The sequence below is a fragment of the Alsobacter sp. genome (assembly GCF_059501845.1).
Genome location: NZ_JCACDK010000017.1, coordinates 160,719 through 185,128, shown reverse-complemented (window position 1 = coordinate 185,128; position 24,410 = coordinate 160,719). Strand labels below are relative to the sequence as shown.

Annotated in this window: 22 protein-coding genes; 16 read left to right on the top strand and 6 right to left on the bottom strand. The window is 67.1% G+C overall.

All coding sequences use genetic code 11. The features are described from left to right. The first annotated feature begins 86 nt into the window (after positions 1-86). Together AC5JCN_RS14375 and AC5JCN_RS14370 are read left to right on the top strand one after the other, a co-directional pair. Positions 87-572: an L-2-amino-thiazoline-4-carboxylic acid hydrolase gene (locus tag AC5JCN_RS14375; RefSeq protein ID WP_495755755.1), complete on the top strand. Its 486-nt coding sequence runs from the start codon at positions 87-89 to the stop codon at positions 570-572. Further along, complete coding sequence (locus AC5JCN_RS14370; RefSeq protein ID WP_495755754.1) at positions 569-1,813, top strand: aspartate aminotransferase family protein; 1,245 nt, start codon at positions 569-571, stop codon at positions 1,811-1,813. The genes AC5JCN_RS14375 and AC5JCN_RS14370 overlap by 4 nt, the downstream gene beginning before the upstream one ends. Before the next feature lie 81 nt (positions 1,814-1,894). On the opposite strand, the gene AC5JCN_RS14365 is transcribed toward AC5JCN_RS14370, so the two are convergent. Beyond that, on the bottom strand, positions 1,895-2,110 hold the full coding sequence (locus AC5JCN_RS14365; protein WP_495755753.1) for a CsbD family protein: 216 nt from the start codon (positions 2,108-2,110) through the stop codon (positions 1,895-1,897). Between the two features lie 152 nt (positions 2,111-2,262). Here AC5JCN_RS14365 and AC5JCN_RS14360 point away from each other — a divergent pair, with 152 nt between their 5' ends. The 8 genes from AC5JCN_RS14360 (at position 2,263) to AC5JCN_RS14325 (ending at position 9,261) form a co-directional block, all read left to right on the top strand. Further along, on the top strand, positions 2,263-2,658 hold the full coding sequence (locus AC5JCN_RS14360; RefSeq protein ID WP_495755752.1) for a response regulator: 396 nt from the start codon (positions 2,263-2,265) through the stop codon (positions 2,656-2,658). Next, complete coding sequence (locus AC5JCN_RS14355) at positions 2,655-3,068, top strand: response regulator (protein ID WP_495755751.1); 414 nt, start codon at positions 2,655-2,657, stop codon at positions 3,066-3,068. The genes AC5JCN_RS14360 and AC5JCN_RS14355 overlap by 4 nt, the downstream gene beginning before the upstream one ends. Before the next feature lie 69 nt (positions 3,069-3,137). Further along, positions 3,138-4,511 carry a pyridoxal-phosphate dependent enzyme gene (locus tag AC5JCN_RS14350; RefSeq protein WP_495755750.1) on the top strand — a complete coding sequence of 458 codons (1,374 nt, stop codon included), beginning with the start codon at positions 3,138-3,140 and terminating at the stop codon, positions 4,509-4,511. Further along, positions 4,508-5,683, top strand: coding sequence for a cystathionine gamma-synthase (locus AC5JCN_RS14345; protein ID WP_495755749.1), 1,176 nt, complete (start codon positions 4,508-4,510; stop codon positions 5,681-5,683). Before AC5JCN_RS14350 ends, AC5JCN_RS14345 begins: the two co-directional genes overlap by 4 nt. Before the next feature lie 82 nt (positions 5,684-5,765). Continuing rightward, positions 5,766-6,215: an RrF2 family transcriptional regulator gene (locus AC5JCN_RS14340; RefSeq protein WP_495755748.1), complete on the top strand. Its 450-nt coding sequence runs from the start codon at positions 5,766-5,768 to the stop codon at positions 6,213-6,215. Positions 6,216-6,295: 80 nt separating this feature from the next. Further along, the gene (locus AC5JCN_RS14335) at positions 6,296-6,637 is read left to right on the top strand and encodes a carboxymuconolactone decarboxylase family protein (RefSeq protein WP_495755747.1); all 342 of its coding nucleotides are present in this window, start codon (positions 6,296-6,298) and stop codon (positions 6,635-6,637) included. 116 nt (positions 6,638-6,753) lie between these two features. Further along, entirely contained in the window at positions 6,754-8,034 is a 1,281-nt protein-coding gene (locus AC5JCN_RS14330) for a metal-dependent hydrolase family protein (RefSeq protein ID WP_495755746.1), read from the top strand. Positions 8,035-8,319: 285 nt separating this feature from the next. Continuing rightward, entirely contained in the window at positions 8,320-9,261 is a 942-nt protein-coding gene (locus tag AC5JCN_RS14325; protein ID WP_495755745.1) for a crotonase/enoyl-CoA hydratase family protein, read from the top strand. Positions 9,262-9,271: 10 nt separating this feature from the next. On the opposite strand, the gene AC5JCN_RS14320 is transcribed toward AC5JCN_RS14325, so the two are convergent. Further along, positions 9,272-11,704: an ATP-binding protein gene (locus AC5JCN_RS14320; protein WP_495755744.1), complete on the bottom strand. Its 2,433-nt coding sequence runs from the start codon at positions 11,702-11,704 to the stop codon at positions 9,272-9,274. A gap of 611 nt (positions 11,705-12,315) precedes the next feature. Between AC5JCN_RS14320 and AC5JCN_RS14315 the strand changes: the two genes are divergently transcribed. After that, the gene (locus AC5JCN_RS14315; protein WP_495755743.1) at positions 12,316-13,656 is read left to right on the top strand and encodes an OmpP1/FadL family transporter; all 1,341 of its coding nucleotides are present in this window, start codon (positions 12,316-12,318) and stop codon (positions 13,654-13,656) included. 144 nt (positions 13,657-13,800) lie between these two features. On the opposite strand, the gene AC5JCN_RS14310 is transcribed toward AC5JCN_RS14315, so the two are convergent. Together AC5JCN_RS14310 and AC5JCN_RS14305 are read right to left on the bottom strand one after the other, a co-directional pair. Then, positions 13,801-15,429 (bottom strand): DHA2 family efflux MFS transporter permease subunit, encoded by a 1,629-nt coding sequence (locus AC5JCN_RS14310; protein ID WP_495755742.1) that lies wholly within the window; start codon positions 15,427-15,429, stop codon positions 13,801-13,803. A 5-nt stretch (positions 15,430-15,434) separates the two neighbouring features. Then, a complete protein-coding gene (locus AC5JCN_RS14305; protein ID WP_495755741.1) occupies positions 15,435-16,580 on the bottom strand; it encodes an HlyD family secretion protein in 1,146 nt (381 codons plus the stop codon). Positions 16,581-17,149: 569 nt separating this feature from the next. Here AC5JCN_RS14305 and AC5JCN_RS14300 point away from each other — a divergent pair. After that, positions 17,150-17,902: a TetR/AcrR family transcriptional regulator gene (locus AC5JCN_RS14300; protein WP_495755740.1), complete on the top strand. Its 753-nt coding sequence runs from the start codon at positions 17,150-17,152 to the stop codon at positions 17,900-17,902. 2 nt (positions 17,903-17,904) lie between these two features. Here the strand turns inward: AC5JCN_RS14300 and AC5JCN_RS14295 are convergent, their stop codons facing one another. Then, on the bottom strand, positions 17,905-19,431 hold the full coding sequence (locus tag AC5JCN_RS14295) for an acyl CoA:acetate/3-ketoacid CoA transferase (RefSeq protein WP_495755739.1): 1,527 nt from the start codon (positions 19,429-19,431) through the stop codon (positions 17,905-17,907). A gap of 149 nt (positions 19,432-19,580) precedes the next feature. On the opposite strand from AC5JCN_RS14295, the gene AC5JCN_RS14290 reads away from it, so the two are divergent. Genes AC5JCN_RS14290 through AC5JCN_RS14280 form a run of 3 tightly spaced genes read left to right on the top strand, consistent with a single transcriptional unit; the run spans position 19,581 to position 22,350 of the window. Continuing rightward, complete coding sequence (locus tag AC5JCN_RS14290) at positions 19,581-20,723, top strand: acyl-CoA dehydrogenase family protein (RefSeq protein WP_495755738.1); 1,143 nt, start codon at positions 19,581-19,583, stop codon at positions 20,721-20,723. Next, a complete protein-coding gene (locus AC5JCN_RS14285) occupies positions 20,720-21,493 on the top strand; it encodes a 3-ketoacyl-ACP reductase (RefSeq protein WP_495755737.1) in 774 nt (257 codons plus the stop codon). Before AC5JCN_RS14290 ends, AC5JCN_RS14285 begins: the two co-directional genes overlap by 4 nt. A gap of 5 nt (positions 21,494-21,498) precedes the next feature. Beyond that, positions 21,499-22,350 (top strand): sugar phosphate isomerase/epimerase family protein, encoded by an 852-nt coding sequence (locus tag AC5JCN_RS14280; RefSeq protein ID WP_495755736.1) that lies wholly within the window; start codon positions 21,499-21,501, stop codon positions 22,348-22,350. A 30-nt stretch (positions 22,351-22,380) separates the two neighbouring features. Here the strand turns inward: AC5JCN_RS14280 and AC5JCN_RS14275 are convergent, their stop codons facing one another. Then, positions 22,381-23,397: an aldo/keto reductase gene (locus AC5JCN_RS14275; protein ID WP_495755735.1), complete on the bottom strand. Its 1,017-nt coding sequence runs from the start codon at positions 23,395-23,397 to the stop codon at positions 22,381-22,383. Between the two features lie 193 nt (positions 23,398-23,590). On the opposite strand from AC5JCN_RS14275, the gene AC5JCN_RS14270 reads away from it, so the two are divergent. Beyond that, entirely contained in the window at positions 23,591-24,409 is an 819-nt protein-coding gene (locus AC5JCN_RS14270; RefSeq protein WP_495755734.1) for an enoyl-CoA hydratase/isomerase family protein, read from the top strand. The last annotated feature ends 1 nt before the right edge of the window (position 24,410 follow it).

Sequence of the window (24,410 nt, the reverse complement as noted above, 5' to 3'; positions counted from 1 at the left end):
TGGCGCCCCGTCCCGCAAGCCCGCTTGACGCCGCCGGCGCGTGTGATCGACTGGCGGCCGGGTGACCGGCAGCAGGGAGTGCGTTCATGGCCGATATGCTTCCCATCATCGAGCGCCGGCGCATCGAGGCGGAGCTGATCAAGGAGCTCTACGAAACGCTGGTGGAGCGGTTCGGCGTGCCGGTCGCGCGCAGCGTCGTGGCCGAGACCGTCAGGCGTTCCTCGATCACCCAGGGCCGCCGCTTTGCTGCCGCGGAGCCCGAGGGAACGAGCCTCGACTCGTTCGCCGCCATCCAGAAGCACTGGACGGCGAACGACGCGCTGCGGATCGAGCCGGTCGCGCGCGACGAGACGCGGCTCGACTTCAATGTCGTGCGCTGCCGCTATGCCGAGATGTACCGCGAGATGGGTCTCGCCGAGATCGGGCCGCTGCTCTCCTGCAACCGCGACGGCTCTTTCTGCGAGGGCTACGATCCCAACCTCAAGCTCACCCGGACGCAGACGATCATGGAAGGCGCGAGCCATTGCGACTTCCGCTACCGCTATGATCCGGCAACGGAGGACAAGGCATGACAGCGCTTCCGGGCGGGATCTCCAGCACGATCCGCCGCCTGCCGGATCTCGACGGTGTGCCGTTCCGCGTGGCGCGCTCGCACGGGCCCTGGCTGGAGGGGGAGGATGGCCGGCGCTATGTCGACCATGCGCTGGCAATGGGTGCGACCGTGCTGGGCCATGCCCACCCGGCCGTGATGGAGGCCTGCCGCAAGGCGCTGTCTGACGGGCCGATGCCGGGCTTCACCCATGATCGCGAGGCACGGGCTGCCGAGGCGCTCGCTGCTCTTTCTCCCGGGCTCGAGCGAGCCACTTTCGTCACCACGGGGAGCGAGGCGGTGCATCTCGCCTGCCGCATCGCGCGCAGGAGCACGGGGAAGACCGTGATCGCCAAGATCGCGGGTGGATTCGACGGCTGGTACGACGATCTCGCGCTGGGCTGGAGCGGCTCGGCCGAAGCCGACCTCGGCGCCGGGCGTCCGCTCGTCAACGGCATGACGCTGGTGCGCTTCAACGACCTCGACGATCTCGCCGCGCTGTTGGCGGAACGAAACGACGTGGCGGCCGTGCTCGTCGAGCCGATGCTTGCCAATGCCGGCAGCCTGCGCGCGCCGCCCTCCTATTTCCATGGCCTGCGGGAGATCGCGCGGCGGCACGGCGCCATGGTTATCTCCGACGAGGTGCTGATGGGCTTTCGCCTGCGGCCCGGGCCGAGCTGCGGGGAGGTGGGGCTCGAGCCCGACCTGCTCACGCTCGGCAAGGCGGTCGGCAGCGGCATCCCGGTTGCCGCCGTGCTGGGGACGAAGGACGCCTTCCAGGCCGTCGAGGACGGCAGGGCCAACCGCGCGGGTACCTATCACGGCAACCCGCTGGCGACCGCGGCCGTGCTGGCCACGCTGGAGGAACTGAAGAAGCAGGACTATCCGGCCCTGCTGGCGCGCGGGGAACGGCTGCGGGCGGCCATCGTCGAGGCTTTCGCCGCGTCGGGCGTGATTGCGTCCACGGGCGGCTATGGCAGCGTATTCAGCCTCTGGTTCTCGCCGGAAGCTCCGACGCGCTACGAGCAGGCCAAAAATTTGCTGCGGCCGGAGGCATCGGCAGCGCTGCACCTGGCCCTGCGACGTCTGGGAGTCGTCACGATCCCCGGCGGCTGGGGCAGGATCTTCCTGTCCTTCGCACATGACGACCGGGCACTCGACGTCACCGCCGAGTCGTTCCGCACCGTCGCACCCGAAATCGCGGCCATCCTCGGGAAACACTGAGCTCAATGAATACGGGGCGGGCCGGCGTGTGCCGGCCCGCCCTTCAATCCTGTCCCGCCTTCAGCGGGGCAAGCGCTCTTCTCAGAGCTTGCGGTTGATGGCGTCGGCCGCCCTGTCGGCGGTGTCCTTCACCGTATCCTTGGTGTCGGCGATCGCCTGCTGGCCTTCGCCCTTGACCTCCTGGGCCTTGCCCTCGGCCTTCAGCTTGGCGTCGCCGATGACCTCGCCGATGCCCTGCTTGGTGTTGCCCATGGCCTCATTCGCAAGACCCTTGATGCGGTCGGTCGTGCTGCCCATTGCCATTCTCCTGTGTGTCGATTGCAAAGACGCAGAAGAACGCCCGGCGCACCGCCCAGTTCCGGGTGCCGGTGCGGCCAAACGACAGACAGTTTTCGTGGAACTCCAAGGCTCCGCTTGCGTTATGTCGCGTGGAGTCAAAGAGGGCGGTGATGATCGAGCGTGAGACGCGGGCGGACTCTTCCCCCGCGACGGCCACGATTCTTCTGGTCGAGGACGAGGCGCTGATCCGCACGGTCGTGGCCGAGGGCTTCCGTGACGAAGGCTTCACCGTCATCGAGGCTGCCGATGCGGCGGAGGCACTGGCCGTGCTCGCGGCTGGGTTGCAGGTGGACGTGCTCTTCACGGATGTGCGCATGCCGGGCACCATGGATGGCCTGACCCTGGCCAGGGTCGTTTCGCGCACCCGGCCCGACATCGGCATCATCGTGACGTCCGGCCATTTCGTCGAACGTCCGTCAGAGGTCCCGGAGCCGATCCTGCCCAAGCCGTACATGATCCCAGAGGCGGTGCGCCGGGTCCATCGCGTGCTGGACCGCAGGCCGTGAGCGAAGGCGGAACGGCAAAGGCGGATGCCACGATCCTGCTGGTCGATGGCGAAGTGCTCGTCCGGCATGCGCTGGCCGAGTATCTTCGGGAATGCGGCTACCGAGTCATCGAGGCTGCCACGTCCGACGATGCCCTGACCTTCGTCGCCGATGAGACCGTCGGAATCGACATTGTTCTGGCGGATGCGGAGTGTCCCGGCACCTTGGACGGTTTTTCCCTGGCGCGCCGGATCCGGGAGACCGGGCCCGGAGTGGAGGTCATTCTCGCCGGATCTCCTGCCAAGGCAGCCAAGGAAGCGGCCGACCTCTGCGACAAGGGTCCCGACCTCGCCCGACCCTATGATCATCAACTTGTTCTTGACCGGATTAGCCGTCTTATTGCCGCGGGCCGGCGTTCGTCGGAGGATTGAGCCGGTCCAGGCGGGCACCCCTGCGCCGGCCGTGCGTTTGGCTTCAGCCGCAGACCGGGAGCAAGACAGATGGTTCCTCCAGCCGCCGCATCCGTGCTCGACCTCATCGGCAACACGCCGCTGGTCGAGATCAAGCATTTCGACACGGGACCCTGCCGCCTCTTCCTGAAGCTCGAGAGCCAGAACCCGGGAGGCTCCATCAAGGACAGGATCGCGCTCGCGATGATCGCCGCTGCCGAGCGCGACGGCACGCTCTCGCCCGGCGGCACGATCATCGAGGCGACGGCCGGCAATACGGGGCTGGGCCTTGCACTGGTCGGAAAGATCAAGGGCTACAACGTCGTGCTCGTCGTCCCCGACAAGATGGCGCGCGAAAAGATCCTGCACCTGCGCGCGCTGGGAGCCGACGTCCGCATCACCCGCACGGACGTCGTCAAGGGCGACCCCGCCTACTACCAGGACATGGCCGAGCGGATCGCGGCGGAGACGCCGAACTCCCTCTACGTCAACCAGTTCGGCAACCCGGCAAACCCGCTGGCGCACGAAACGACGACGGGGCCCGAGATCCTCGAGCAGATGCAGGGCGACCTCGACGCCTTTGTCGTCGGTGTCGGCTCGGGAGGCACGCTCACCGGGCTCGGGCGGTACTTCCGGAAGGCGTCGCCCAAGACGCAGATGGTCCTGGCCGATCCGGCCGGCTCGATCCTCGCGCCGCTGGTCGAGACCGGGACGCATGACGAGCCCGGGAGCTGGGCCGTCGAGGGTATCGGCGAGGATTTCGTGCCGCCCAATGCGGACCTGTCGCTCATCTCCAAGGCCTACACGATCCCCGATTCGGAGAGCTTCGCGGCCTCCCGCGACCTGCTGCTCAAGGAGGGAATCCTGGCCGGCTCGTCCTCCGGCACGCTGCTCGCGACGGCCCTGCGCTGGTGCCGCGAACAGACCAGCCCGAAGCGGGTCGCCACCTTCGTCTGCGACACCGGCGCCAAGTACCTGTCCAAGGTCTACAACGACAGCTGGATGATCCAGGAGGGGCTGCTCGAACGCGTCCGCTCCGGCACGGTTTCCGACCTCATCGTCCGCGACCTCGACTCGGGAGAGGTCGTCTCCGTTGGACCGGGCGACAGCCTGCAGACAGCGGTCGGGCGCATGCGGGCGGCGGACGTGTCGCAGGTTCCTGTGCTGGAAGGCGACAGGGTCGTCGGTATGGTCGACGAGAGCGACGTGCTGCGGGCTCTCGTCGCGCCGGACTCTGGCCTGCGCTTCGACAGCCCCGTTTCCACCGTGATGAGCACGGCCCTGAGGACCGTCGAGGCCGATGCCCCTCTCGACAGCCTTCTGCCGCTGTTCTCCGAGAATCTTGTCCCCATCGTGCTGGACAAGAACCGCTTCCTCGGCCTCGTCACGCGGGTCGACCTGATCAACCATCTGAGGCGCGCATGAGCGACCATCACGGCCATCCCAACCGGCTCGGCTTCGACACCCGCGTGATCCATGGCGGGCAGTCGCCCGATCCCACGACCGGCGCGGTGATGGTGCCGATCTACGCCACGTCGACCTATGTCCAGCAGAGCCCGGGCGTGCACAAGGGCTTCGAATATGCCCGCTCGCAGAACCCGACCCGCTTCGCGCTGGAGCGCTGCATCGCCGACCTGGAGAGCGGGACGCGGGCCTTCGCGTTCGCGTCCGGGCTCGCTGCCATCGCCACCATCCTTGACGGCCTCGATTCCGGATCGCATATCGTCGCGTCCGACGACCTCTATGGTGGCAGCTACAGGCTTTTCGAGCGCGTGCGCAGCCGCTCGGCCGGTCTCAAGGCCACCTATGCCGACCTGTCCCGGCTCGACGCGGTTGAAGCCGCCATCACGCCGCAGACCCGGCTGATCTGGATCGAGACCCCCACCAACCCGCTCCTGAAGCTCGCCGACCTCGAGGGTATCGCCAGGCTGGCGAAGTCGCGCGGCATCGTCACGGTGGCCGACAACACCTTCGCGAGCCCATGGGTGCAGCGTCCCATCGAGCACGGCATCGATCTCGTGGTCCACTCGACCACGAAGTACCTGAACGGCCATTCCGACATGGTGGGCGGCATCGTCGTCGTCGGCCAGAACACGGAGTGGGCGGAGAAGCTCGCTTTCCTGCAGAACGCCGTGGGCGCCATCCAGGGGCCGTTCGACTCCTTCCTCGCCCTGCGCGGGCTGAAGACGCTGGCGCTGCGGATGGAGCGCCACTGCGCGAACGCGCTGGCTGTGGCGCAGTACCTCGACCAGCACGCCGGCGTCGAACGGGTCATCTATCCCGGCCTTCCCAGCCATGGGCAGCACGATCTCGCGCGGCGGCAGATGCGCGCATTCGGCGGCATCGTGGCGGCCGAGATCGCTGGCGGCGAAGCGGCGGCGCGGCGCTTCCTGGAGCGCGTGCAGATCTTCACGCTGGCGGAAAGCCTCGGCGGGGTCGAAAGCCTGATCGAGCATCCCGCGATCATGACCCACGCGTCCATTCCCCGGGAGCAACGGCTCGCAGTCGGGATCACGGACGGGTTGGTCCGCCTGTCCTGCGGGATCGAAGATCCGCGTGATCTCGTCGCCGACCTCGGCCAAGCCTTGGGTGGGTAGATGGCTGTTATCCCTTTATTCTATCAGCGCGCGTGATTATCTGGATCGTCGGGAGATCCCCTTTCCCGCGAGACCTGCGGCAATGCTCACCAACAAGGCCAAGTACGGACTGAAGGCGCTGGTCCACCTCGCTGGCGCGCCGCAGGGAAAGCCCGTGCTGGTGAGCGACATCGCCGAGATCAACGCCATCCCCAAGAAGTTCCTCGACGCGATTCTCGGCGAACTCAGGAACGCCGGTTTCGTGCACAGCCGGAAGGGGCCGGGCGGTGGCTACACGCTGGCGCGCCCGGCCGCGGACATCCGGGTTGGCCATGTCATCCGCGTCCTGGACGGTCCGCTCGCACCTATCCAGTGCGCCAGCCGCACGGCGTTCCGCCCCTGTGACGACTGCGACGACATCGAGCGCTGCGGCGTGCGGCAGATCATGGTGCAGGTCCGAGATGCCATGTCCGCGGTGCTGGACCAGCGCACCCTCGCCGAGATGCGGGCGCTGACGGAGAGGGACGCCGGGTCCCTGATGTTCCACATCTGAGCCTCGCCGCTCAGCTTGCCCGGTCGAGCAGAGGAGGGGCAGAGTGCCCCGCCGGACGGTCCGGCCAAGGGAGGAACAGGATGGCAGACGATCCGGTCGCCGAGCTCAAGGCCATGAACGCCCGCTTCTCCGCCCTGTCGAAAGCGGCGCCGGGCCCGCTGGGCGGCTTCCGCACCATGATGATCGAGGCGGGCAAGGACGGGGCGCTTCCGGCGAGGATCAAGGAACTGATCGCTCTCGCCATCGCGGTGAATGAGGGTTGCACGGACTGTATCCTCTTCCACGTCTCCAATGCGCGTCAGCACGGCGCGTCACGCGAGGAACTGGCGGAAGCACTGGCGGTGTGCGTGGAGATGGGCGGTGGGCCCGGCTCGGTCTATGCTGGCAAGGCGCTGGCCGCGTGGGACTCGCTGCCCGGCTGACGACGCCGCTCCGCTTCGGCTTGCGGCCACCTGTCCTTCTCGTATCCTTCGCCCCACGGCGGCCTGCAAGGCCGGCACGAACCGGCACACCGGAACGGCCGCACGGAGGAGACGCCATGACCGCATTGCTGCTGCGAAACGTCGTCGTCTGGGACGGCGTCAACGACGAGCCCTATCCGGGCGAGGTTCTGGTCCAGGGCAACCGGATCAAGGCGGTCGCGTGCGGCCCCGGGCAGATTCCGCGCGAGGCGGCGGCGGAGACGATCGACGGCGGCGGCATGTTTCTGATGCCCGGCATGGTCGAGGGACACTGCCACCTCTCCTTCGTCGGCATCGCGCGCAACCAGGACCTTGGCGAGATCCCCATCGAGGAGCATCTGCTGCGGACCTGCCGCAATGCGACGTTCATCCTCGACCATGGCTTCACCAGTGCCTACTCCGCCGCGTCCGCCAAGATGCGGCTCGACGTGGTGGTGCGCCAGGAGATCGAGGACGGTCACCTCGCCGGCCCGCGCTACAAGGCCGCAGGCCCCGAGATCACGGTGACCGGCGGGCTTGGCGACGAGCGCAAGCTGCACATGCATGCGGAGAGCTTCGGTGCCATCGCAGACGGGCCGGACGAGATCAGGCGTGTGGTGCGGACCTGCATCCGGGAGGGCGTCGACAACATCAAGATCAACATCTCCGGCGACGAGTTCGTCGGGCACGCGCGTGCCGAGGTGACCTCGATGAGCGAGATCGAGGTCGCCACGGCCGTCGAGGTCGCCCACGAGTGGGGCAAACGGGTCGCCTGCCACTCCCGTGCGGCGGAATCAGTGAAGCGGGCGGTGCGCAACGGCGTCGACTGCATCTACCACTGCGACTTCGCCGACGAGGAAGCGCTGGACATGCTGGAGGGGGTCAAGGACCGGATCTTCGTCGGCCCGGCCTTCGGCCTCGTCCACAACGCCGTCTTTGAACACGACCGGGTCGGCATGTCGCGCGAGGTGGTGGAGCGCATGGGCTTGCCGCGCAAGCTGGAAGCGACCTGCCGCGTCTACGAGCAGATGCGAAAGCGCGGGCTTCGTGTCGTGGTGGGCGGAGACTACGGCTTCACCCTCACTCCGATGGGCCAGAACGCCCGGGACATCGGGCACTTCGTCAAGTTCTTCGGCTACACGCCAGCGGAAGCGTTACGTTGTGCCACTGCTGTCGGCGGCGCCCTGATGGGGCATGAAGGCGAACTCGGCGTCATCAGGGAGGGCGCCCTGGCCGATCTGCTGCTCGTCGACATGAATCCGCTGAAGGACCTGTCCGTTCTCGTCGGACCCGGCCATTTCGCCATAATCATGAAGGACGGGAAGCTGCATCGCGACCCGCGCATGGCTCGCGGAGGCCAGCGGATCGCGGCCGAATAGACCCGCGACAACCGCTCCCTTGGCCTATGGCGGAGGGCTGCCCGGAACCGGCCCCGGGATCCCTCCACCCAAAATTTCCTTGCCGCGCATGGCGTCCAGTCCTGTATTTCAAGGTTTCTTCTCGTTAATCTTTTGTTAATTTAACATAAAGCCGGAGATTAATACTTCGGCTTCCTGCTGCTAAACCGCTGTTCTCTCACAAATTAACCATGTCGCCGCAATTTTGACCCGGTTCAGGTAAGTATTTGTTAGTCATGTTGCGTAGCGAATTTGCTGGAGTGCGTGATGGTCGATCTGAGGCGGGATGCAAAGCCGGCGGCGGACAATTTGCGTGTCCTGACGATCGGAAGCCTCGCCGCGAAACCCGGTTCGCTCGGTTTCTCAGAGAACGAGCTGTCTGAAATCGACGTCGGCATGCAGCCTGGCACACACACGCTGTGGGCCTTCATCCGCAGCAAGGCGGAGTCGCATTTCAGCCCGTTGCTCCTGCGGGAGATTACCGAACTCCGCCGCCTGGTGACACGGCATCTGCTGGCCTGCCCGGAAGAACAGCGGGCCCGGTTCTGGGTGTTGGGATCGCGCATCCCCGGTGTCTTTAACCTCGGGGGAGACCTGAACTACTTTGCGGAGCTGATCCGGCTCGGAAACCGCGACAGGCTCCGCCAGTACGCGCATGCCTGCATCGAGGCTATCCACCTCAATCTCGCGCAGGATCCTCCGATCGTCTCGATCGCCCTCGTACAAGGGGACGCGCTCGGCGGGGGGTTCGAGGCCGCGTTGTCATTCGACGTCGTTATCGCCGAGCGGCAGGCGCGATTCGGCCTCCCCGAGATCCTGTTCAACCTGTTCCCGGGAATGGGCGCCTACAGCCTTCTCTCGCGGCGCGTGGGTCCGCGTATTGCGGAAAAGATGATCCTCAGCGGCAAAATCTATACTGCCGAGGAGCTGCTTGATCTGGGAGTCATCGACAGGGTGGTGGATGAAGGCACCGGGCAGGTCGCGGTCGAATCCTACATCTCCGCACACGAACGCACCTTCCGCGCGCAGCAGGCAGTATACGGGGTTCGCAAGTTCGTTTCGAACATCACCTGGGACGAGCTGGAGTACATCGCCGACCGCTGGGTCGATACCGCGCTGAAGCTCGAGGACAACGACCTGCGCCGCATGCAGCACCTTGCGATGGCGCAGAAGCGCCGCAGGGCGAGGGAAGTGTGGCGCGGTGCCTGAGGGGAGGCCGTCAGCTCACCGCCCGTAGGGCGACCACGCGGATGGCGTGCTCCTCGCGGAAGGCGGCCAACTCCCTCGCTATCTCATTGACCAGCCGCCGGGCCTCCTGCTGGTCGTGGGTCGGGATGTTGAGCCAAGCTTCGCAAATGCGGTAGATCCGCTCGGCGCCGACATTGCCGGCCGAGCTCGACAGCGAATGGGTGGCACGCCGGATTCCGGGCTGGTCATCGCTCTCGGTGAGCGCACGCAATTCGTGCGCAGTCGTCGTCGCCGAGGAGACGAAGTCGACCAGCAACATGCGCAGGAATTCCTCGCCACCGAGATCGACAATTGCCGCCTGCGTTTCCGCGTTGGTGATTTGATAGCTCGACATGTCGATCGGAACTCGCTCCGCCGGGGCCTCGACCTCGAGTCGCCCGGTCCTGGCGAAGGTGTCGATCGTGTGCAGGAGTTCCGCCCTGTTGATCGGCTTTGTCACGCGGGCCAACATGCCGGCTTCCGCGCACTTTTCTTCCATCTCCGGGGTTGCGTCTGCCGTCAGTGCCACGATGGGTACGAGGGTCGACGGGTCACCGGAGAACCGATACAGCCGCGCGGCGTCGAGACCGTTCATCACGGGCATGTTCACGTCGAGGAGAGCGATGTCGAAGCTCTCGTCGGCCAGCGCGTGGAGAGCCTCTTCGCCGTTCGAGACCGTGACGACCCTGTGGTTCGCCACCTCAAGCATTCTCGCCACCAGCTTCTTGTTGACGAGGTTATCCTCCGCCACAAGGATGCGCAGGGACCGGCCCGAGGTCGCCGCCCCTGAAGCCGAGCTGCTGCGGGCCGTGGCAGGCGCGGCAATGGCGAACGCCGCCGACAAGCTTTGCTCCGAGAGCGGCAGCGACAGTGTCGTGACAAAGCGGGATCGTTCGGCAGATGCGATCGCGTCGGGACCGGCGCCGAGCAAAACCAGGGGCGGCTGGTCAACCGTAAGGACCGATCCGGCCTCCAGAGCGAATTCCTCCCAACCCGGCTCACGTGCGTCGATGATGACGACCTGACGCAGCCCTTCTACATGCGGGATCTCATACGGCTGCGTGATGACGGTCGGAGCGAGCGACAGGCCGCGAAGGCTCTCGACCAGCGAGCGGTCGCCGGTCCTTACAAGCACCATGCTCGGCGGCGGGGAGATCTCGGCAGATGTAGCAGGCCTTGCGAGTGCCAGCTCGAACCAAAAGGTCGACCCCTTCCCGACCTCGGAGCGCACCGAGATGCGCCCGCCATTCCGCGCCACGAGCTGCTGGACGATGCTGAGCCCGAGTCCGGTCCCGCCGAAACGGTCGACGATGGTCTCGTCCGCTTGGGTGAAACGCTCGAAAATGCGCTGCTGTGCCTCGGGCGCGATACCTATGCCGGTGTCCTCGATCTCGAACAGAAGCTTGTCCCCGGAGAAGCGGACCGACAGGCTGACGTGCCCTCGCGCGGTGAACTTCAGCGCATTGCCCGCCAGGTTCGTGAGGATCTCGCGCAGGTCGCGCTCGGGGCCGACCCATTCTGCGGGAATGTCGGAGGCCACGAAGACTGCGACGCGCACACCCTTTTCGCGCGCGCCGACGAAGATCATGCGCCGCACCTCGCGCAGAAGCGCATGCAGATCGAACTGCGCCGTCTGCAGCGGCATCTGCCCGGCTTCGATGCGCGCAAAGTCGAGCAGCGTGTTGATGAGGCCGAGCAGCGAGCGTCCGGCGGCACCGATGGTTCTGATCATCTCCAGCTGCGAGGGCGCTGGGCCCGTATCCTCCAGCAACTCGCTGAATCCGATGACGGCATTCAGCGGCGTGCGCAGCTCATGGCTGACGCTGGCAAGAAAGAGGCTCTTGGCACGGCTGGCCTCCTCGGCCTGTCGAAGGGCGTCGTTCAATTTGCGAATGAGGACGGACACGTAGGCGGGCAGGATGATCAGTGCCAGCAGCAGCCCGCCCGACAGGGCGGGGTGGTCCCGCCAGAAGGGCGTGATGACGATGGCCACGGTGAAGCCCACCACGCCGCACCCGGCGCAGATGAACAGGTATGTCGTGCCGAACCGGAAGCCGTTTCCGAAGATCGCCCAGAGATAGATGGGATAGAGAAGGGCGGTCGATCCATCGCCAGCCGCGAGGCCAAACGACAGGATGCCCATGTCGAGAACGATGCCGCAGACACGCCGTATCGGCGAAACACCTGGATAGACCAACAGGTGGCTGAGAAGCAGAACGGTAGCGACGTAGTAGAAGACAATTCCGGCGGCGGTCCACTGCAGAACCTGCCGGTCGAACTCGAACCCGAGCAGCGTGGCGATAACCAGGTAGAGAGTCACCACGGATGAGAAGACGAGCCGGTTGATGTGGATCTCGTGCTCGAAGTCCGGCCGTCCCCGGAGGCGCTCCAAGAGCGCCTTCCCGGGCGAGGCAAGTTTCGACATTGCACCCATCAAAGTCCGCTCCGCATTCGGGCGAAACTAGCAGGCGAAATTTCCAGAAACGTAAATCTCGTCCCTCAGAAATGAGTAACGTTACTGAGTGTTGACTTGGAACGCGGGCCGAAATCGATGCCAGCCAGGCCACGCGTTTGAATAGGAACCGGGACCGTCCCGATACCACCCGAGCGTGACCGTTGACGATGACGCCATGTTCGGAAAACTCGTGGAACTCACGGTTTGGGACCTGTGACACCGACGCGGCCGGCGCGGCGGCCCGGTGTTTTGTGCTTTGCCTTGCTCCGCGTTCCCCACGAAGTCCGTGAACTGGCGACGGATGCTCTACCAGATGCCAACCGTTGAAAGACGCGAGCACAACTGGGCGCTGAGCACTACAGCGCTAACCCGTGCCGGGCGAAACCGGACAGGTTCCGGCATGAGCGCTCGAGGATGTACCGCGCCTAACATTCGCTAAGCGTCGAACAATTGTCGCAAATCTTCTCACTTGATATATCGCTATTACTCTCACTTAACTTTTTCGAGTTATCTCTCGTCGAAGGCCCGAAAACTTTGTGCAGCGGGCGCGTCGTGGGAGGACGACCTTGAAGCTGCGTCGGATGAATCTGTGTACCGTTCCAGCGGTGACCGCGCTCGGGGTATCTCTTCTCGCCTCGACAGCAATTGCAGGCGGCTTCGCCCTGCGCGAGCAGAGCACGACGGGTCTCGGCCAGGCGTTCGGCGGCGTTGCCGCGGGTTCGGCCGGCGTCAGCTCGATGTTCTGGAACCCGGCCACCATGACGGGTATCCCTGGAATCCAGACCGATTTGGATTTCGCGCTCATCGCGCCCTCGTCCAAGATCACGCCCGGCGCCGGGTCCAGCCCGCTCTTCCTGAACACGACCAGCGGCGAGCTGCTGGAGACCGTGGTGCTGCCCTCCTTCTACGGCAGCTACCAGGTCAACGACCAGCTCTGGCTCGGCCTGTCGATGAACGTGCCCTACGGCCTGACGACGAAGCCGAACGCGGATTGGACCGGGCGCCTTTACGGCTCCACGACGCATGTTTCCTCGCTCGAGGTCACGCCGACGGTTGCCTACAAGATCAACGACTGGCTGTCCGTCGGCGCCGGGCTGCAGGTCGAGTACTTCAAGGCTCGTTACACCGCAGCCGTCCCAAACCCGTTCGCGCCTTCGGCCAACCCTGTGGATTGGTACACGGCCGGGCCTGACGGAGACAGCTGGGGAGTCGGCTACACCCTCGGTGCCACCGTGACCCCCGTGGCAGGAACGACGATCGGCCTCGGTTTCCGGTCCGCTGTCCAGCAGGATATCCGTGGCTCCTTCAACGGGTTGCCTGGTCCCCTTGCGTTGGCTGTACCGACGCGCCCGGTTCGTATGAACGTGATGCTTCCGGAAACCGCGACGCTCGGCGTGTCGCAGAAGCTCGGCGAACAGTTCACACTCAATGCGGGCGTCGAGTGGACGAACTGGAGCCGCCTCAAATATCCGCGCGTCATCGACGAGACGACCGGCCAGCCTTACGCTGCCCAGCCGGTGCTGAATCTGGACTATCGCGACAGCTGGTTCTTCTCAGTCGGTGGCGAGTACGCGATCGACCCGCAATGGACCGTCCGCGCAGGCGTCGGCTACGAGATCTCGCCGGTCCGCACGGCCGTGCGGACTACGCGCCTACCTGACAACAACCGCATCTGGACCACGCTCGGCGTCAGCTACAAGTGGAACGAGAAGCTCACGCTCGACCTTGCCTATGCGCACCTGTTCTCCGGCGACACACCGATCAGGCTGGTCTCAGGGAACCCCTCGGCTAGCCCGCTCATCCCTCCGATGGTCGCCAACGCAGACAACAGCGTAAACATCGTTTCGGCCTCGCTGCGCTATCGTTGGGACGATCCGGCCAAGCCGGTCCCGGTGGCCATGCCGATCGTGCGCAAGCCCTGACCTGATCGGGACGCGCGGGTATCCAGACCCGCGCTTCTTCGCCATCCTGCTCGCGTGGCGCGCCTTGAAGCCGCATGCGCGCTTGCGGTTCGTCCCGGCCACTTCCAAAGAGAGCGTCCCAAGACGCGTTTGCTCGCCCCGCGGTCAGGCCGCCCGTGACTTCCGGGTCAGCGGGATCAGCAGCAGACTGAAGAAGAAGGGCGCGGCCATGGCCACCAGCGCGTCGGAGAACGCCATGGTGAGCGCCTCCCGCTGAACTGCACTGTCGAGGATCTTCGTGGCGGCGATGGCTGCCCGGTCGGGATCGACGATGAGTGTCCCGATATGCTGGCTCAGCCGGTCCATCACGTCGGCCCTCGCGCCGGGGTCTGCGACGGCCTCCATGAAGCGGGCCGCGTGCAGCCGCTCCTGGTCCTGCAGGATGATGCCGATCGTGGCGATGCCCACGGCTCCGCCGAGATTGCGCATCAGATTGTAGAGGCCGCTCGCCACGGGCACCCGGTCGGGCGCAAGCGCGCCGAGCGCGATGTTGGTGATCGGGATGATGATGAACATCGATCCCACGCCGCGCGTCGCCAGCGGCCAGAAGAACTGCTCGGCTCCCCATTCCGGCGTGACGCGGGACATCGCGGCCAGCGCCATGCCGTAGAGGAAGAGGCCGAGCGCGAGCAGCAGGCGCTGGTCGAACCGCCTCGCCAGGACGGCGACGAGGGGCGTCGTCAGCACCTGGAAGACGCCGGTGACGAAGACGGTCTCGCCGATCTGCAGCGCGTCCCACCCGCGCACGCGGGCGAGGAAGGCCGGGACGATGTAGATCGAGCCGTACAGGCCGATGCCGCACACGAAGGAAAAGAGGCAGCCAAGCGTGAAGTTGCGGTTGCCGAAGGCGCGCAGGTCGAGGACCGGCTGCGCGTGCGTGAGGCCGCGCCAGACGACCACCACGAGGGCCACGACCGCCAGCGCGCTCAGCAGCGTGATCAGGCTGCTGTCGAACCACTCCTTGCGCGAGCCTTCTTCCAGCACGAACTGCAGCGAGCCCACGCACGCCATCACGGCGATGACGGACACGACGTCGAAACGCTTCAGGAGCGTCAGCTGCGGCTGGTCCCGAGCAACGAAGGCCGGGACGAGGATCGCCACGATCACGCCCGGCACGACGTTGAGGAAGAACAGCCAGTGCCACGACCAGGTCTGCGTGATCCAGCCGCCGACGGTGGGGCCCAGCGTCGGCGCCAGCGTGGCCGTCGCGCCCAGCACCGCCGTGCTCACCACGCTGCTGCGTCCCGGTCCGGTCGTCATTCCCGCCGCAAAGGCCAGCGGGATCATGGCGCCGCCGGTGATGCCCTGGATGGCGCGGAACACCACCATGGATTCGAGGTCCCAGGCCAGTCCGCAGGCCACGCTGCTGATCGTGAACAGGACCGCCGAGGTCGTGAACACCCAGCGCATCGTGAAGACGCGCGCCAGGAAGCCCGAGATCGGGATGATGGCGATCTCGGCAACGAGGTAGGACGTCTGGATCCACGTGATCTCGTCATGCGTGGCGCCGAGACCGGCCCGGATCTCCGAGAGGGAGGCGGCCACGATCTGGATGTCGAGGAGCGCCATGAACATGCCGAGGCTCATGGCGAGGAAGCCGATCATGGCTCCCCTGTCGGCCCCTGTCGCGGAGGACGGGCGAGCGGAGGAGGCGCGCGCCGTCCGGGCTGCATTGCGGAGGCGCTCCCCGGGCAGGGCCAGGGCCGTCAGGAGGCTCGCCGCCAGTCCCGGCATTCCCGTCAGTTCTGCCCTGTTCCGGCGCCGGCCGATGCCATGGACGAGCGCGCCTTGGCGCGTGCCGTGCCGGTGGCGGTTCCGGGATGCTTGGTGTCGACGGAAACGACGGCAGAGAGGCCTGGCATGATGGCGGGCCGAGCATCGGCCGGGCTCACCAGCCGGATGCGAACCGGCACGCGCTGCACGATCTTGGTGAAGTTGCCCGTGGCGTTCTCCGTGGGGAGCAGGGCAAACTTGGAACCCGTCCCCGGAGCGAAGCTCTCGATCTCGCCGTCGAGCGTCTGGCCCGGGAAGGCGTCGATCTTGATCTCGACCGGCTGGCCGACCCGCATGCCCTCGAGCTGCGTCTCCTTGAAGTTGGCAGTGACGTAGACCTGCGGCAGCGGCACCACGGTCAGAAGCTGCGTCCCAGGGCGGACATATTGTCCGACCTGCACCAGCCTGTTGCCGACCACACCGTCGATCGGAGCGCGGATGATCGTCTTCTCGACGTTGAGTTGAGCGAGGTCGCGGGCGGCCTGTGCCTGCGCAAGGTCGGCGCGTGCCCGCGCGGCGTTTGCCGTCGCCTGGCGCTTGGCGCTCTCGATGACCGGCAACTTGTTTGTTTCGGACTCCAGCGCGGCAGCTGCGCGCTCCACCGCCGCGACCGCCTTTCGATTGTCCGCGTCCGCCGTCTCGAAGCGCTGGCGGCTCACCCAGGCGCTGCCGGCGAGGGACTTATAGCGGGCAAAGTCCAGCTTGGCCCGCTGCAGGTCGGCGTTGGTGCTGTCCAGGCTCGCGCGGGCCTGCGTGACGAGGTTCTGCTGCTGCGTGAACTGCGCGTCGAGATTGGCGATGGCGGCTTCGGCGGCCGTGACCGCCGCCTGGGCCGAGGCAACGGCGCTTTCGGCCTGTTCCAGCTTCGCCCTGTAGCTGCGCTCGTCGACGACGACCAGCGGATCGCCCTGCCTCACGGCCTCGTGGTCGGCGACGCGGACCATCTCGACATAGCCCTCGATCTCGGGGGCCACGACCGAGGAGTCAGCCTCGACATAGGCGTTGTCGGTGCTCTCGACATAGCGGCCATAGATCAGCCAGTGCAGGCCGAAGCCCGCGACCAACACGGCCGCGGCGAGCACGCCGTAGCCGACCAGGCGATTCCTGTTCATCCCGTTCCGTCTCTCGAGCCAGGACGTCAAGGCCGCGCCTCCCCGGCACACGTCCGCCTCGCGGCGCCCCAACCCCGCAGGATTGCGCCGCTGGCAGTCTGGCCGATGGAAGATGTCCCTGCTCCCGCAGCACCAGAATAGGCGCGGCGTGGGTCAACAACCGGTTGATGGGATGAACCGATTTGTCGTGAAACGCCGAACCCGGCGAGCGCAATGCACTCCCGTCCTGCTGGCCCGCTGGCCGGCACGGCAGACACGTCCGCAACCACGGACGAACCGCGCAGTGACCCTACTCGACGCATCACGCACTGGCTCCCTCGGAGAGCAATGGGCGACCACTACCTTCCGACCCATGCAGGGTACACCTAAAGGGTCAATTCGACTAGAATTTGCAAGAAGCAATTTGATTGGATCCGTTATCGACGATTCACACCTCCAACCGCCGGGGGACCCGACGGTGCCGATCAAGCCTGCTTTCCTTGCTGCAACCGTGTGCCCCGCCTATAACTAACCGGATAGTGCGTTAGGTGTGCAGGGTCCGGCCGGGCCGGAACCGGCGGGGGCGTCGGATGCCAGTAAAGCGAGAGGCCGGGCAGCAAATGCCGCAGCGCGGCAGGGCAGGAGAAGCCGGAAAACCCGCGACCGGGAGCAGCGCATCGCGGCGGAGTGTCGCTTCCCGCGCTGCCCAGCCTCAGGCGCGCCAGCGCGATGCAGACGCCACGCGGGCGCGCATCCTGGAGGCGGCCCGGGCCGAGTTCGCCCGTCTTGGCCTCGGCGGTGCCCGCGTCGACGAGATCGCGGAGCGTGCCCGCGCCAACAAGCGCATGATCTACCACTACTTTCGCGACAAGGACGACCTGTTCCGGGCCGTGCTGGAAGAGGCCTATGCCGACATTCGCACGGCAGAGCGCAACCTGGACCTCGACGCTCTGCCGCCGGACGAGGCGCTCCGGCGCCTGATCTCATTCACCTGGACCTACTATCTCGAGAACCCGGAGTTCGTGGCGCTCGTCAACAGCGCCAACCTGCACAAGGCACGGCACCTGGAGGATTCCGCGCGGTTCCACGAGCTGCATGCCGATTTTCCCGATCTGATGGCCAGGATCCTGGAGCGCGGCGAGGCGGCGGGGCTGTTCCGGCGAGGCATCGACCCGATCCAGCTCACCATCACCGTCGCTGCGATCGGCTACTACTACCTCACCAACCGCTACACGGGCTCGCTGATCTACGGGCGCGATCTCGCGGTTAAGGACGCCCTGGACGAGCGGCTCGCCTTCAACATCGACACTGTTCTGCGCATCGTCCGCCGCAATCAGGACTGACCTCAGCCGAGCGGCATCGCCCGCACGTCGCCGACGATGGGCTGGAAACCCATGCGCGAAACGACGTCGCGCTGGACCTCGATGCCCGGCGCGACCTCCATCAGCTCGATCCCCTCCGGCGCCAGGCGGAACACGGCCCGCTCCGTCACGTAGAGCACCTCCTGCCCGCGCTCGCGGGCCCGCGCCCCGCTGAACGTGATGTGCCGGACCTTCGAAACGAGCTTGGGGACCGAGCCCGGGGTGCGCACCTCGATGCGTCCGCCGGTCTCCACCACGTCCAGCCCTTTGGCCTCGAAGGTCCCGCAGAAGACGAGCTTGCGCGCCCCCTGGGTGATGTCCACGAACCCGCCCGGCCCGACCACCGTGGGGCCGAGCATCGAAACGTTGACGTTGCCCTCGCCGTCGAGCTCGCCCATGCCGAGGAAGGCCACGTCGACGCCGCCGCCACTGTAGAAGTCGAACTGGTCCACCGAGGACAGGATCGCCTGCGGAAAGCGCGCAGCCCCGAACATCGGCCCGTCCAGCATATGGCCGTTGTGGATGCCCTGCTCGACGGAGCCCCAGAAGGTGCCGTGCTCGCCACGCTCGGCGACGAGCCCGGGGATGCCGCCGGGCATACCGTATCCGAAATTAACGGATAGGCCGGGTTTCAGCTCGCGCGCCGCGCGGGCGGCCACGATGCGGCGGATGCCCGTCGGAGGCGCGGGATCCGGCGCCTCCTCGCCCGGGATCTCGCCGCTGATGGCGGGGTCGAAGTCGGCGATCTGGCACTGCCTCTGGGCGGGATCCACGACGATGCTGTCGACGAGGATGCCCGGAATGCGCGCCAGCCGGGCCGGCACGATGTTGCCGTCGGCGAGACCCTTCACCTGCACGATCACCTGCCCGCCGCTGTTGCGGCCGGCGAGCGCCACGGCGTAGGCGTCGATGTCCACGGGTTCGTGCCGCAGGCTGATGTTGCCGTGGGGGTCGGCAAGCGAGCCGCGCAGGATGGCGACATCCACCTTGAACGGCTTGTAGCGGAGCCAGTCCTGCCCGTCGAAGCTGACGCGCTCAACGATATCGTCGGTAGCGCGGGCATTGATGCGGCCGCCGCCGTTGCGCGGGTCGGCAAATGTGCCGAGGCCGATATGGGTGATGACGCCCGGCCTGCCCGCGCCGATCTCGCGCAACAGGGTCATGATCACGCCGGCCGGCAGCGAGTAGGCCTCGATGAGGTTGTCCGCGGCGAGCTTCTGCATGGCCGGGGACCACGACCAGTGCCCGCCGATGACCCGCTTCACCAGCCCTTCATGCGCCAGCCTCCCGATGCCGGACCCGGCGCCGTCGCCGATCCCGAGTGCGTGGACGAGCGTGATGCCGCGTGGATGGCCCGTCTCAAGAAACCGCCTGCCGATGGCTGCGAGGACGGTGTCGGCCTCGATCATGCCGCCGCCATTGCCGGAAACGGCGATAGTAGCGCCGTCGGGGATCCCGGCCGCTGCCTCCTCGGCGCTGCGGATCCGCTTGGAGACATCGAAGGGGCCCATGGTCGCGAGACTTTCCGCAGGGCCGCCCGGCCGCGCCGCGCTTGACCGGGCGGGTGGGGCGACTTATGGAATAACTAGATAGTTACTTAGCCTGTCCGCGCTTCACCGGCAAGCCGCCGGACCGCCTGGCGCGGCGGCAGGAGACCGCGATGAAGCTCTCCGAGACGCACGAGGACATCCGCAACGCCGCCCGCCGCTTCGCCGAAGAGGTGGTGCGTCCACGGGCCGAGGAACTCGATCGCGAGGAGACCTTCCCGGCCGACATCTACGCGCAGATGGCGGAGCTGGGGCTTTTCGGCATCACGGTTCCGGCCGAACTCGGCGGCGCGGGGATGGATGCGCTCGCCTATGCCGTCGTCATGGAGGAGTTGTCGCGCGGCTACGCCTCGGTGGCCGACCAGTGCGGGCTCTACGAGCTCGCCGGCACTTTGCTGACCGTGCACGGCACGAAGTCGCAGCAGGACCGCTGGATGGCGCCGATGCTCGCCTTTCGCCACCGCCCGGCCTACTGCATCACGGAATCGGAGGCCGGCACCGACGTTTCCGGCATCCGGACCACCGCCGAGAAGACGGCCGGTGGCTGGCGCCTGTCCGGCTCCAAGCTGTGGATCCACAACGCCCCCGTCGCCGATGTCGGCTTCGTCCTCGCCCGCACCGACAAGGAAGCCGGCAAGCGGGGCATGAGCATCTTCATCGTCGAGCTCGACAGGCCAGGCGTGAGCCGCGGGCCGAAGGAGCACAAGATGGGCCAGCGCGCCTCGCAGGTGGGTGCGCTGCATTTCGACGGCGTGGAACTGCCGCCCGAGGCCCTGCTCGGAGAGGAAGGCAAGGGCTTTCCCATCATGATGAGCGTGCTCGACAAGGGCCGCATCGGCATCGCCGCACTTGCGGTGGGCATCGCTCAGGCGGGCCTGGACGAGGCGCTCGACTACGCCAAGACCCGCAAGCAGTTCGGCCGCGCCATCGCCGAATTCCAGGGGCTGCAGTGGATGATTGCCGACATGGCGAAGGACATCACTGCCGCGCGGCTTCTCGTGCATCATGCCGCCGAGACGTTCGACAGCGGCGGGCCCGCCACCATGGCCTGCTCGATGGCCAAGTGCTTCGCCGGAGACGTCGCGGTGGCGCGCACGGCCGATGCGGTGCAGATCTTCGGGGGGAGCGGGTACATCAGGGGCTTCGCCGTGGAGCGGCTTTACCGGGACGCCAAGATCACCCAGATCTACGAAGGCACCAACCAGATCCAGCGTTCGATCATCGCCCGCGAGCTGCTGGCGGGGAGGGTGGCGTGAGCGGCCGTCCGGTCGCCCTCGTCACCGGCGCACGGCGCGGCATCGGCCGGGCCATCGCGACGCTGTTCGCTGCCAGCGGCTTCGACGTCGCCTTGGCCGACCTCGAACGGGGGGACGACCTGGTCTCGGCCGCGCAGGAGTGCAGGTCGCATGGGGCGCAGGCGGAAGCGTTCGCCTTCGACCTCGCCGATATCGAGAGCCATATTGAATGCCTGGCCCGGGTGAGCGGGACGCTCGGTCCCGTCGACTGCCTCGTCAACAATGCCGGCGTGTCGGTGCTGTCGCGGGGCGACCTGCTGGACGTGACGCCGGAGAGCTACGACCGCTGCCTCGCGGTGAATACGCGGGGCACATTCTTTCTGACGCAGGCCGTCGCCCGGGCCATGCTGGCCGCACCGGCGCGGGAGGCTATCCACCGCTCCATCGTCACGGTGACCTCCTCCAACGCCGTCGCCGCCTCGATCCTGCGGGGCGAGTATTGCGTGTCGAAGGCAGGGCTCTCCATGGCGAGCCGCCTCTTCGCGCTCCGCCTCGCCGACCACGGCATCGGTGTCTACGAAATCCAGCCCGGCCTCATCGCCACCGAGATGACTGCGCCCTCCCGCGCCCGCTATGACGGCCTGATCGAGGGCGGCGGCCTTGCCGAGCGGCGCTGGGGCGAGCCCGGGGACGTGGCCCGCGTGGCGCTGACGGCAGCGCAGGGATTGCTGCCCTACACGGTCGGCCTGCCCATCCCGGTCGATGGCGGCCTGCTGCAGCAGAAGTTCTGACCCGCATGCGCAATCTCGCCGGCCGGCTCGACCTCTGCTCAATCAACACCGCCACGCTCGGCCATCGCGAGCCGATCGAGGCCATCGTCGAGCGCGTGGCACGGCACGGCTATGGCGGGATCGCCCCGTGGCGGCGGGAGGTGGAGGGGCATGACGTTGCCGCCATCGCCAAGCGCATTCGCGACGCAGGGCTCTCCGTCACGGGCTACTGCCGCAGCACCTACTTTCCAGCCGCAGACGCCGCCGGTGCGGCTGCGGCGGTCGAGGACAATCGCCGGGCCCTGCGGGACGCAGCGAACCTTGGCGCGTCCTGCTACGTGCTCGTGGTCGGCGGGCTGCCTGCCGGCTCGCGGGACCTCCCGGCCGCCCGCCGGCAGGTGGAGGAGGGCATCGCGGCGCTCCTGGACGCCGCGCGCACTCTGGGCGTGACGCTGGCGGTGGAACCGCTGCACCCCGTCTACGCCGCCGAGCGTTCCTGCGTGACGACCCTGGCCGAGGCGCTCGACATCTGCGACCGGCTGGATCCGGATGGGGCAGGGGGCATCGGCGTTGCCGCCGACGTCTACCATGTCTGGTGGGACCCGGCCCTCGCGGCCGGGATCGCACGCGCCGGGGCCGGAGGGCGCATCGCCGCCTTCCATGTCTGCGACTGGCTTTCGCCCACGGCAGAAGTGCTGCTCGACCGCGGCATGATGGGCGACGGCGTCATCGACATCCCTGCTATCCGGGGAATGGTCGAGACGGCTGGCTACTCAGGCCGCACCGAAGTCGAGATCTTCTCCGCCGCGAACTGGTGGAAACGGGATCCCGAGGAGGTGCTGGCCGTCTGCGGCGAGCGGTTGCAGGGCATGTGCTGAGCGCGGCAGGCCCACTCGCTTGCCCGGGACCTATGGTGTCGGGGCGTCCTGCCGCAGCAGGCCTTCGGCCTTCAACTCGTCCCAGAGCGCCTGGGGCACGGGCGTCCTGAACATCGCGACGTTTTCCTCCAGCTGCGCCACGGTGCGCGTGCCGGGGATGTGCGTGACAACGCTGGGATGGCCCAGCACGAATTGCGAGGCGGCAGCCTTCAGCGGCACGTTGTGGCGCTCGCAGACGGCCTCCATGCGGCGGACACGATCCATGATGTGGTCGGGAGCCGGGGCGTAATTGTACTTTGCGCCGGGCGTGGCGCCCGTGGCGAGGATGCCGCCGTTGAAGCCGCCGCCGAGCACGATGGCGACGTCGCGCTTCTCGCAAAGCGGCAGGAACTCGTCGAGGGATTCCTGCTCGAGGAGGGTGTAGCGCCCGGCCAGAAGAAAGCAGTCGACGTCGCGGCGCTTCAGTGCCTCGTGGCAGACCTGCCATTCGTTGACGCCGAAGCCGATGGCCTTGACCAGCCCTTCGGCGCGAAGGCGCGAGAGGGCCCGCCAGCCGCCTTCCATCGCCTCCTCGAACAGCCCCGGCTGCCGGTGCGGACCGTGCGAGAACACGTCGGCGTCGTGGACGAAGAGGATGTCTACATATTGCAGCCCGAGGCGCTGCAGGCTGTCCTCGAAGGAGCGCATCACGCCGTCATAGGAATAGTCGAGCTGCAGCTGGAACGGCAGGCCGTCGACCCAGGGCTTGAAGTCGATCTCGGAGCGGCGGGCCGGCTTCAGGACGCGACCGACCTTGGTGGAGACGACGAACTCCTCGCGCGGATACCAGCGGAGCGCGGCGCCGAGGCGCGCCTCGCTCAGCCCGTGGCCGTAGAGCGGCGCGGTGTCGAAATAGCGCAGGCCGGAATTCCAGGCCGCATCGACCATGGCGGCGCTTTCTTCCTCGCTGATCGGCTTGAGAAAATTGCCGATCGGCGCGGCGCCGAACCCCATTTGCGTGACATCGAGTGGAGCACGCCCGAAGCGGACCTTGGCTGCCGGATCCATGGATCTCCTCCCCCGCTCGCAGTCTCGTTTTTCTGATTGCGCCGCTCGGCCGCGGCCACGCCGGAGCGCCCGCAAGGGCCATGTCCGTTGCAAAGAACTAACTAGATGGTTACAAGCGAGTCAAGCCGACGGGGGCCCCGCCACGGGAGCCTCTTCCCCCCAAATGACAGGCGGTTCTGGAGCCCGGGACGGCATGGACGTCGCAACGATCGGTCTCGCGCTGCAGGGTGACGTGGCGCGCATCCGGGTGGCTCATCCGCGCCGCCGGAACGCGCTGACCGCGGCCATGCTGGACGAGCTAGATGCGGCGCTGGCGCGGATCGAGCGTGAGGGCGGCATTCGCGCCGTGCTGATCGAGGCCGAGACGGCCGGCGCGTTCTCCTCGGGCGCCGACATCCGCGACTGGAGCGCGTTGTCTCCCACCGACATGGGCCGGCGCTGGATCCGCGACGGCAACCGCGTCTTCTCACGCCTCGCCGCGCTCGACGCGGTGACCATCGCCGTCCTCGGCGAGAACGCCTTCGGGGGCGGGCTCGAGCTGGCGCTGGCCGCGGATTTTCGTGTTGCCGCTGATCACGTCAGGCTCGGCTTTCTCGAAACCGGCATCGGTGCCATTCCGGGCTGGCTCGGAGCCGCCCGCCTGGTGCCGTTGGCGGGGCTCGCCCGGGCTCGCCGCATGATCCTGCTGGGCGAGACGATCGATGCCGCCACGGCGCTCGACTGGGGCATCGTCGACGCCGTCGTGCACGCCGACGGGCTGCCGGCCGAGGCGGACCGCATGGTGCAGGCGGCGCGTGCCCGCTCCCCCGTCGCGACAGGTGCCGCGAAGAGACTGCTGGCGGCGGTCTCGCCGGTGCGCGAAACTGAGGGCCTGCACGAGCTGGCCGCAGCCGCCTGCCGCGCCAGCCCCGATGGCGCGGAGGGTATCGCGGCCTTCCGCGAGAAACGAAGCCCGTCCTTCCCCGGCGACGCCTCGGCGTCGGCCGGCACGGACGGAAACAAGAAGAACTAGG